We start from the raw sequence: 10664 nt of genomic DNA, 5'->3' as shown, positions 1-10664 counted from the left end.
CCTTCGTTTATTCGCTATAAAATATCTGTTTCTACTGGTAATTAAGTTAGTTATCAGTTTTTTAATAGCATTTTATTTATTTGCACAACCTTTTGCTCAAGAGCAAACATCCTGTGAACGGTCGAAAATCGACCGTGAACGGTAGATTATTAACCGGAAGGAATATCCTACCAAACTGATGAGAATATCTTTAACCCACCGGTGGTTAGAGGCATGATGTTCAGACAACTATATTTGAATTATCGCGCAGATTTTAGGCATCAATTCGCCCAAATCGCCTGAGGCCACCACAAAGGCGCCTGTCCCCATTGCGGGGGTTCTCCCCCGGCGCTACAGCAGATGTTCCTCGACAAAGATCGCAATGCCGTCTTCGTCGTTGCTGACGGTTACAAAATCGGCGGCGGCGCGGGTGGCGGCGCTGCCGTTTGCCATGGCCACGCCAACGCCGGCGTCGGCCACCATGCAGGTGTCGTTATCGGCATCGCCAAACACGCAGATGTTCTGAAGCTCCATGTCGTTGAGCTCTGCCACGCGCACAAGGCCGCGCGTCTTGGACACGTGCGGATCCATGAACTCGTAGAGCCGCTGCGTGGTTTGCAGAGCCGCCGCCTTAACAGTGTCATCGGCAAACGTCGACGCCCGCTCAATCGCCCGCGGCATTACCTCGGCGCCATGGTAAACATCACCTTGGGCTGCGGCTCGCGCAAAAACTCGGCAAAATCGACCACCTGGTAGGGCACGCCGTCGACGCGTGACAGGTGCTCGACGCACGCGTTGCTCTCGGGCACGTAGAACACGCCGTCTCGGGGGCAGACGGGCGTTGCCGGAAGGTCCGCCATGTGCTTGCAGATGCGCGCGATGGTCTCGCCCGGCAGCGGATAGCTCAGCTCGTTGATGTCGTGCGCGCGGTCGATGACCTCGGCACCACCGCAGCCTACCAGCACGTCCACCAGGCCTTCGATGCCCCAGAGCTCGTACATGGCCTCGGTCGCGTGGGCGTCGCGCCCGGTGCACAGGCCAAAGAGCACGCCGCGCTCGCGCAGGGCGCGGATCGCCGCCACGGTGCGCGGGGACACCGTGTGCTGGCTCGTGAGCAGCGTGCCGTCGATATCGCAGAACACGGCCTTGATGTGGCTGAAGGTGGTGTCCATGGGGGCCTTTCTGGGTTGTGCGGCGGTGTGGGGTGTATTCGCAAACGGCGTACATGGTATACCAAGGCGCAGGCGCGGACTGTCAAAGCAAAAACCACCACAAAGGTGCCTGGCCCCTTTGTGGTGACCAAACCCGAAGGGTGACCTGACCGGAGCGCAAATCATCACAACATTCGACGTTTTTCGGCAAAATCGCGATTCTCACTGAATGTTGTGATGGTTTTACTGCCTTGCAGAACGATCGAAATGCCGGCGGCCAAACAGCAGCAACGCCGCGGGAACTGCCGTCACGACCATGCCCGCCCCTACAAGCGTCTGCTGCACGCCAAATGTCGCCGCCAGCCACGGGGCAATCGCCAGCGGCGCCACGCCGGCGAACATGTTGCCAAAGCCCATGACCGAGTTGACGCGACCGAGCTGCTCGAGCGGAGCCGTCGTTTGCACGATCGTGTTGTGGAGCGGGTTGACGACGCCCCAGGCCACGCCCAGGACAATCTGGCCGATAAGGGCCACGCCCACGTACGGTGTCCCCACATAAATCAGACTTCCCACGCCCACGGACATGAGTGACACGAGCAGCGTTTTGAGGCTGACGAAGCGCGGCGGCAAGTGGAGCGCGACCACGGCGCCCAGCACCGCGCCCACACCGCTGGCCGACGAGAGCCAGCCCATCCATTCGACACCGACATGCAGAACATCGCGGTAGAAAAACGACTCCAGCGGGTCAAAGGCGCCATAGCCAAAGTTCGAAAGAAAGATAATGCAGAACAGTAGGGCGAGGACGCTATTGGTAAAGACTGTCTTGATGCTGGTCGCGAAGGTTGCGCGGGTGGATTTACTGGAGTCGGGGCTTTGATTGGCAGTACTTGCCGTTGTGCTGCTATCCGCGGGAGTACTTTCGCGCGCGGCGGCGCGACTTGCTTGCGGCCTAAAGCCCCAACCGGCGACGAGCGCCAGTACGGTAAAGATCATCATGAGCACGAACACCGCGCGTGACGATGCAGCCGCCGCGACAAAGCCGCCCAGTGTGGGGCCGACGATAATGCTCACGTTGGAGAACATGGTTATGGCGGAGTTGATGTCTTTGAGCTCGACGGGGTCGTCGGTGAGATACGCCGGATAGGACGTGGCGATGGGCTGGGCGAATCCCATCACAAAGCCCAGGAGTACCGCGCCGGCAAGGACTGTTCCGGTCGCGCTGCCAAAGGCGATAATTGCCGCGCCCGTCGCCAGCGTGCCGACGATGCTCAACAAGAAATGGCGACGTGGGCCCCAGGCGTCGAGCGCCGCACCGCCCGCAAAGGACCCCAGAATCACAAAGACGTTCATAAAGAGGACAGCCAGTGACGTCGCAACAACCGAAGCGCCATCCGCATAGGTGAGCGTTCCGATGACGCCGATAAAGTAGCTGGTCTGAAAGCCGGTGTAGATGAGAAAGCGCATCGCCACCAGGCGCTTGGCCTGCGCGGACAGCGATGATTGAGGCTTTGAGAAAAGAGAGGCGAGCATGGAGACTCCTTGTTTCATACGAATGCGCACGGTGGGTATTCGCCACCGTCTGTCAAATCAATCTATCCGCATGAAACATTAAGGACGCATCAGGACCCTTCTCTCCGTTTTTCGCTCAGTATGAACTACTTGGTAGATTGTAAGGCATGTCCCACACATCCAACAAAGCAAAAACCACCACAAAGGTGCCTGTCCCCTTTGTGGTGGAAATGACGTTTGCCCAGATAAAACCTGCCAAATTGACCTGTCTTTTTTGGCAGGTTTTAGGCCAGGTGATCTTGGATGAGATCGCAGATGGCTCGGGCGTCATTGATGTTGATGGCTCGGGTCGCAAAGCCGGCATCGAAGGCCTGACGCGCCAGGGCCTCGTTGCAGGCAAGGGCCAGCGTGTGGCCATCGACCAGGTCGAGCGAGCTCTTGCCGCGCAGACGGTCGACACCGGAGCGTGCGACGACGATGTTGTCGAAGCCCTCGGTCTTGTAGCCCTCGATGATCACCACGTCGACATCGTTGTAGCGCGACAGCAGCTCGCGCGCGGACATCTCGTCCTCCTCGCGCGTGTCGGCGTACTCCGCCCAGCGCGTGGCGCAGATGAGCCCCACGTGCTTGGACCCGGCCTGGTGATGGCGCCAGGTGTCCTTAGCGGGCACGTCGATATCAAAGCCGTGATGCCCATGATGCTTGAGCGAACCCACGCGCAGGCCGCGGCGGGTGAGCTCGGCAATGACCTTCTCGACAAGTGTGGTCTTGCCCGAGTTTTGGTAGCCGATAAACGCGATCGCGGGGACGGCCGGGGCCGGAACTGCGGGCGCGGCGGCGACGGGTGCGTTCGCGGGCGCGGCACCGTCAGCGGCAGCAGCCTCAACAGCAGCGGCCTGACGCTCCGCACGATCCCACACGCCCGAGCGGCCGCCCTCCTTGTGCAGCAGGCGCACGTCGACGATCTCCATGCCGCGATCGACCGCCTTGCACATGTCATAGATGGTCAGGCACGCGGCGCTCGCGCCGGTCAACGCCTCCATCTCGATACCTGTCTTGCCCGTCACGCCGGCCGTAACCAGCACGTGAAAGCCAACCTGCCCGTCCGCGCGCGCCGGCGCCCAGCCCTCGGGCACGTCCTCGACCGGCGTCCCCGCCGGAGCGATAGGCGCAATGTCGCACTTGCTCTTGGTAATGAGCAATGGATGGCACATGGGGATGATGTCACTCGTGCGCTTGATGGCCATGATGCCCGCCACGCGTGCGCAGGCAAGCACGTCGCCCTTCTTGGCGCGGTCCTGCAGCACCATAGCCTGCGTCTCGGAGTGCATGAGGATAGTGCCCTCGGCGATAGCAATGCGATGGGTCTCGGCCTTGTCGGACACGTCGACCATGCGCACCTCGCCCTTGGCGTCCACGTGCGTCAGCTCGTCGCGACGGGCGTCGCGGGCGGGCTCGGTAGCAGCACTGGCAGTCGGCTGCGCGGACGCGTCGGCGTTGTCGGCATTCACCGCGGCCGCATGGGCAGACATCGCGGCCCTGCGAGCGGCCTTGGTGGCATCGGCGTACCTGCTCTTGGCCATATGATCATCCTCCGATTTGGGACATAAATCGTTGCGTGCCCTCAATTATCGCGTGTTCCTGCGGTTTGTGGGCCACGGCATCGCGCCAAATCGAAAGTACCTGCATATCATCACCACGACGCAACGCCTCACGCACCGAATACTCGGCATCGCTGAACAGGCACGGACGCACGTTGCCATCGGCCGTCAGGCGCAGACGGTTGCAATTCGCGCAAAAATGGTTGGACATAGCGCTAATAAAGCCAACTGTTCCCGCCGCACCCGGAAAGTGCCAATAGCGCGCAGGGCCCGCGCCGGCAGGAGCGTCGTTGATGTCGAGCGGCTCGAGCTCGCCCAGTCCCGCCGCGGCGGCCCCGGCATTGATGCGCGCCCGCAGCTCGTCGCTCGGCACGGTATCGCTCGCGTCCCACAGCTCGGGATTGAGCGCGGGCGCATGCGGGTCCACAGCGCAATGCGAGCTCGTGCGCTCGTCGCCAATGGGCATATATTCGATAAAGCGCAGGTGAATGGGGCGATCGAGCATGAGCCGCGCAAGGGCCGCCACATCCTGGTTGAGCCGGCGCACAACAACGCAGTTGACCTTAACGGGCTCAAAGCCCCAAGCCAGCGCCGCGTCGATGCCAGCCATGGTCTGCTCGAGTCGACCCAGGCGCGTGATCTTTCCAAACAGCGTAGGGTCGAGCGTGTCGAGCGAAATGTTGACGCGGTTAAGCCCGGCATCTTTGAGCTGCGGCGCCAACTTGGGAAGCAGGGCGCCGTTGGTGGTGAGCGAGATGTCCTCGATCTGCGGAATCGCGCGAATGTCACGAATGAGCGGGATGATACGGCGGCTGACCAGCGGCTCGCCACCCGTCAGGCGCACGCGGCGAATGCCCTCCCCCGCCACCAATCGCACAAAGTGGGCGATTTCCTCGACACTGAGCAGCTCGTCGTGTGCACGGGGCGCCACGCCATCGGCCGGCATGCAATAGATGCAGCGGAAATTGCACTTGTCGGTCACGGCAATGCGCAGGTAGTTGATATCGCGGCCAAAGCCGTCATGTTGCACGTGCCCGTCCACGCGGCCCTCCCCTCACGCGGCGTTTTATTCTTCGGAAAACATAATACCCCACGAGAGAATCATGCCGACACCCGTACGACAGGACAGGTCGCCTCGAACAAAACGGACCTTCCAAGCCCATCCTCAACACAGACCATCACAACATTCGATGCTTTTCCCGTTTTTGGCAAAAAACGTCGAATGTTGTGATGGTTTGCCTGCCCACAGCACCCCGCAGAAGGACCAAAACGCCCCTAAAGGCCGCCGTCCCAGTGCCGAATCACGAATTCTCGTAGGTCGTTCTGACGTTTTTGGAACGCTTCGCTCCGGTCGCACTTGAGGCCCATTGCGAGCGCGATGGCGTTCATCGCCCGGTGAAATTGCAGCTGATGGGCAAACTGAGTCCCGGTGAGGACGATCATCCTAAAGCCCAGCGCGCTCAGCACGGTCATACGCTCCGCATCCGACGCGCTGCGCTGTTTATCAAGATGGTCCGAGCCGTTGTATTCAATCCCCGTACCACTCGCAGGCGCATATACGTCGATCTCGAAATACCCGGCCTTAGCGAGATATTTGAACTCGTTGGGAACATCGACCCGATGGTTGAGCTCGATCTTGGCGTATCCCAGCCCTCCCTGGGAACGCTTTGCTACGACCATGATTGCGGTGGCCGTCTCCATGGGCGACCGCGCGCCATCGTGCACGCGCCTGAGCACGGCGGCCGCGCGTATAGCCCCCTGACGAGGTCGGTTCTCATTGCAATAAGCAATCAAGTCGGCAACGGTATACCTCTGCCCCATCTCGATATAATCGCCTGTCGACAGATGATTCAAATGGTATCGGGCGCAGATTTCGTAGCCATATTCCAGCTGCTCGGGCTCACTCATCCACGAACCCGCTTGGACAAAGCACATGGCCTCATCAACCACTAGAAGGCCCTCTGCCACCTCGATAAGATGGCCTGGAGGTACCGGCGCCCCAAACACGTGGCACCTAAATCCAGCCGGCGTCGAACGCTCAAAATCGAAGTTGACGAGCGTGTCGATATGATCGAGCTCTTCTCGTGGAATACCGAACGAAACCAGATAGTCGGTAACAATCCCGGCAGCCGTTGAAGCCCTCAGTCCCTTGGCATCGAGTCCCAATTTGGGCAGGCTCGCGGTCGGCTCCGCCTCGTTAGCAAGCGAGTCCTCATCGTATAGGCTGCTTGCTCGCGAGAGCGGCTCGGACGGGCGCGCCACGTTGTGGTACAGCCAGGCAGTCTTATGGGACAGGACGATCGGCAGGTCCATGAGCCCTCCAATGAAGTCGGATAACCAACCTTATTCCCCTGCCCACGGGTCCGCACACCTTCGTGCGCAAGAAAGCGATTCCACCCGTTCGAGTGGCAGAAAACCCATCACAACATTCGATGCTTTTCCCGATTTTGGCAAAAAACATCGAATGTTGTGATGGTTTGAGGCGAGGGGCACGGAGAGGTCAAAGCATCATGCTCGAACGGGTTAATCCAACTCTTTTAAACCATGGGAAATGAATACAGGCTCACTTTTTCGCCCGGCACCCAACATAAACCTTGACTCTACAATCGTTGTAGGATTTTCACTACACTGGTACGTAAACAAACCCAGCCAGAAAGCCCCGCCCATGGAACACGACCTCACACGCGGCAATGTCCTCAAGACCATCGCGGTCTTTGCCCTGCCTTATATGCTCTCGTACTTTTTGCAGATGCTCTACGGCATGGCCGATCTGTACATGATGGGGCAGTTCAGCGGCGCCGCCGGCATCACCGCCGTGGGCAATGGCGCGCAGACGCTCTATATCATTACCGTGACGCTTGTGGGCCTGGCCATGGGAACGACGGTTATTGTCGGCCACGCCGTGGGCTCGCGTCGCTTCGACCGTGCCGAGACCGCCATCGGCAACACCATCACGCTCTTTATGGGTGTCTCGGTGGTGCTGGCCGTTGTCCTGCTTGCGCTGTGCCCGCAGGTTGTGGCGCTCATTGGCACGCCGGCCGAGGCGATCGAAGGAACCGCCGCCTACCTGCGTATCTGCTTTGTCGGCATTCCGTTTATCGCCGCGTACAACATTCTTTCGGCCATCTTTCGCGGGCTGGGCGATTCGCGCTCGCCCATGTACGTGATTGGCGTGGCATGCATCATCAACATCGCGCTCGACTTTCTGTTTATCGGACACATGGGGCTCGGCCCCGTGGGTGCGGCGCTCGGCACGGTAACCGCCCAGACGGCCAGCGTTGTCCTCGCGCTCGTGTGGCTCAAGAGCCGCCGCACGAACATCCACGTTAAGCGCAGCGACCTGCGCCCCCAGCCCGAGGTGCTCGGCAGCATTCTTAAGATCGGCGTGCCCGTGGCCGTGCAGGACGGCTGTATCCAGGTGGCGTTTATGTTTATCACCGTCATCGCCAACCACCGAGGGCTCGTCGACGCCGCCGCCGTGGGCCTGGTCGAGAAGATGATCAGCTTTTTGTTCATTGTGCCGAGCTCCATGGGCGCCACCGTCAGCGCGCTCACGGCGCAAAATGCCGGCGCGGGCAAGGGCGATCGCGCGCGTCAGGTGCTCAAGGACGCCATGACGATCTCGGTGGTGTACGGCTGCCTGATCACGGCGCTGATGTGGCTGGTGGCGCCGGCGTTTATCGGCTTTTTTGCCAAGGACGCCGCGGTGGTCGCCGCCGGTACCGGCTATATGCACAGTTATATTTTCGATGCAATCTTTGCCGGCATCCACATTTGCTTTAGCGGCTTTTTCGCTGCATACGGCAAGAGCTACATCGGCTTTGCGCACAACGTGCTGGCCGTGGCGCTCATTCGCGTGCCCGGTGCATGGCTGCTGTCGAACGCCTATTCCGACACGCTCTTTCCCATGGGCATCGCGTCGCCGTGCGGGTCGATTTTGTCGGCAGTCATTTGCGTTGTCGCGTTTACCGTACTCAACCGGCGCGGGGCTTTTGACAAGTTGGTAGCGTAGCGGGACAACGCGAGATCGCCCTCATCGACGACATCATCAGCGACGACCCCACAACCTACGTGACGCAGATCACAGTGCCCGTTGCCCCGTCCAAATAAGATCCGCCCGGAAGGCAGTTCAATCATGCTTTCCGGGCGGTTCTTCAATTTGACTATTGATGCCTTAAGCCTGGGGCACCTCACCGGTAGCCAAGATCTGCTCGAGTGCGTCCTCGTCCAGCACGGGCACACCCAGCTGCTCGGCTTTGGTGAGCTTGGAGCCCGCTTTGGGGCCGGCGACCAGATAGCTTGTCTTCTTTGACACGCTGCCCGAAACCTTGGCGCCGAGCACCTTGAGCGCCGCACCCGCCTCGTCGCGGGTGCGGTTGACGAGCGTGCCGGTGAGCACGAAGGTCAGACCCGCAAGCGGCTGTGCGTCAGCAAGCTCACCCGCCACGCCAGCGTTGGCTGCGGCCTGCGCATGAGCGGCGCCTAGGTCAACCTCGAGCGGCAGGCCCGCCTGGCGCAGGCGCTCCAGCACGGCAAGGTTCTCGGGCACGGCCAGGAACTGCTTGACGCTCGCCGCAATCTTGGGACCGATGCCCTCGCACTCGGCAATATCCTCTTCGCTCGCCAAGATGAGCTTGTCAATCGACAGGAATCGCTCGGCGATGACCTCGCCCACGCTCTTGCCCACGTGGCGGATGCCCAGGGCAAACAGCACGCGACCGAGCGGCTGGCTCTTGGACTTGTTGAGCTCGGCGATGATTTTCTCGGCCGTCTTGAGGCCTACCGGAATGGGGTCGCCCTTCTTGACGCCCTTTTTGCTGTTGGAGCTGGCATAGGTGCGGCCCGTGTCCAGGCCGGCGATATCGTCCACCGTAAGCTGGTAGAAGTCCGCGACATCATGGATCAGGCCGGCGGCGATCATCTTGTCGACGATCTCATCGCCCAGGCCGTCGACGTCCATGCAGCCGCGGCTCACCCAGTGGAGCAGGCGCTCCTTGAGCTGTGCGGGGCAATCGATGGAGACGCAGCGGTAGGCAACCTCGCCATCCTCGTGAACCACGGGGCTGCCGCACACGGGGCAGGCCTCGGGCATGTGCCAGTCAACCGAATCGGCCGGGCGCTTATCGAGCACCGGGCCCACGACCTCGGGGATCACGTCACCCGCCTTGTGCACGATGATGGTGTCGCCCTCGCGCACGTTTTTGCGGCGGATCTCGTCGATGTTGTGCAGCGTGGCGCGCGCGATGGTGGAGCCGGCGACCGTCACCGGGTCGAACTCGGCGACCGGCGTGAGCACACCGGTGCGGCCCACCTGAATGCGAATCTCGCGCAGGACGGTCTGCTTTTCCTCGGGCGGGAACTTAAAGGCGATGGCCCAGCGCGGTGCGCGGGCAGTAAAGCCCAGGTCAAGCTGCTGCTGAAAGCTGTCGACCTTTACGACCACGCCGTCGATGTCGTAGTTCAGGTCGCCGCGATGCTCGAGCGCCTGAGCGCAGAACTCGTGAACTTCGGCCGGCGTGGCGCAACGGGCCACGTTGGGGTTGACGCTAAAGCCGGCGCTACGCAGCCAGTCGAGGAACTCGCGCTGGCTGTGGACGTGCAGCGGGTCGGTATCGGCAATGGCGTAGATAAAGGTGGCCAGGTCGCGGCGCGCCGTGACCTTGGGATCCTTTTGGCGCAGGCTGCCGGCGGCGGCGTTGCGCGGGTTGGCAAAGGGGTCGCGGCCCTCGGCATCGGCCTCTTCATTCAGGCGTACAAAGCTGCCCTTGGGCATGTAGACCTCGCCGCGTACCTCGATGGTACGTTCGCGGTCGGCACCCATGTGGGCGAGCGCCGGCTCGGACAGGTGCATGGGCACATCTTTGATGGTACGGACGTTGAGCGACACGTCCTCGCCCGTGGTGCCATCGCCACGTGTGGCTGCACGTACGAAGGCGCCGTTTTGGTAGGTAAGCGCCACGCCCAGGCCGTCGATCTTAAGCTCGCAGGTATAGGTGACGCTGCCGGCACCGAGGGCATCCTCAGTGCGCTGGAGCCATGCGTCGAGTTCGTCCAGATCCATGGCATCGTCCATGGAATACATGCGCGCCATGTGCGTGACCGGCGTAAACTGCTCGCTCACGTAGCCGCCCACGCGCTGGGTATAGCTGTCGGACGTCACCAGGTCGGGGTAGGTCGCCTCGATTTCCTGCAGCTCAACGAGCATTTTGTCAAAGGCGGCGTCCGTGATCTCGGGCGCGTCGAGCATGTAGTAGCGATAGGCGTGGTAATCGAGCTCGTGGCGCAGCTCGGCCGCACGCGCCGCCGCCTGGGCGCGGGCATCGGCCGGTGCGGCGGCTTCCGCGGTCGTGGGCGTTTCGGTATCGATGTCCACGCCGTCACCAAACAGGCTCGATTGCTCCATAGCGGCACTCCTTCGCTCGAT

8 protein-coding genes are annotated in these 10664 nt (G+C 61.3%); 1 reads left to right on the top strand and 7 read right to left on the bottom strand.

What is annotated here, in order from left to right:
• Positions 1 to 330: 330 nt before the first annotated feature.
• From DW823_RS09995 to DW823_RS05410, 6 genes are all read right to left on the bottom strand, one after another.
• A complete protein-coding gene (locus DW823_RS09995) occupies positions 331 to 660 on the bottom strand; it encodes an HAD family hydrolase (protein ID WP_118080904.1) in 330 nt (109 codons plus the stop codon).
• Positions 660 to 1151 carry an HAD family hydrolase gene (locus DW823_RS09990; protein WP_158567274.1) on the bottom strand — a complete coding sequence of 164 codons (492 nt, stop codon included), beginning with the start codon at positions 1149 to 1151 and terminating at the stop codon, positions 660 to 662. Before DW823_RS09990 ends, DW823_RS09995 begins: the two co-directional genes overlap by 1 nt.
• A 222-nt stretch (positions 1152 to 1373) precedes the next feature.
• Positions 1374 to 2660, bottom strand: a complete 1287-nt coding sequence (locus DW823_RS05425; protein ID WP_158567273.1) for an MFS transporter — start codon at positions 2658 to 2660, stop codon at positions 1374 to 1376.
• Positions 2661 to 2923: 263 nt separating this feature from the next.
• The gene (mobB, locus tag DW823_RS10015) at positions 2924 to 4222 is read right to left on the bottom strand and encodes a molybdopterin-guanine dinucleotide biosynthesis protein B (protein ID WP_118080898.1); all 1299 of its coding nucleotides are present in this window, start codon (positions 4220 to 4222) and stop codon (positions 2924 to 2926) included.
• A 4-nt stretch (positions 4223 to 4226) separates the two neighbouring features.
• Complete coding sequence (moaA, locus tag DW823_RS05415; RefSeq protein WP_233543004.1) at positions 4227 to 5282, bottom strand: GTP 3',8-cyclase MoaA; 1056 nt, start codon at positions 5280 to 5282, stop codon at positions 4227 to 4229.
• Between the two features lie 233 nt (positions 5283 to 5515).
• On the bottom strand, positions 5516 to 6553 hold the full coding sequence (locus DW823_RS05410) for a hypothetical protein (RefSeq protein ID WP_118080896.1): 1038 nt from the start codon (positions 6551 to 6553) through the stop codon (positions 5516 to 5518).
• A 352-nt stretch (positions 6554 to 6905) separates the two neighbouring features.
• Between DW823_RS05410 and DW823_RS05405 the strand changes: the two genes are divergently transcribed.
• A complete protein-coding gene (locus DW823_RS05405; RefSeq protein ID WP_118080894.1) occupies positions 6906 to 8252 on the top strand; it encodes an MATE family efflux transporter in 1347 nt (448 codons plus the stop codon).
• A 162-nt stretch (positions 8253 to 8414) separates the two neighbouring features.
• Here DW823_RS05405 and ligA read toward each other — a convergent pair whose 3' ends face one another.
• A complete protein-coding gene (gene ligA / locus DW823_RS05400) occupies positions 8415 to 10643 on the bottom strand; it encodes an NAD-dependent DNA ligase LigA (protein WP_118080892.1) in 2229 nt (742 codons plus the stop codon).
• Positions 10644 to 10664: the final 21 nt, after the last annotated feature.

The sequence above is a fragment of the Collinsella sp. AM34-10 genome, assembly GCF_003469185.1.
GTDB lineage: Bacteria > Actinomycetota > Coriobacteriia > Coriobacteriales > Coriobacteriaceae > Collinsella.
This window is presented reverse-complemented; position numbering and strand designations above follow the sequence as displayed.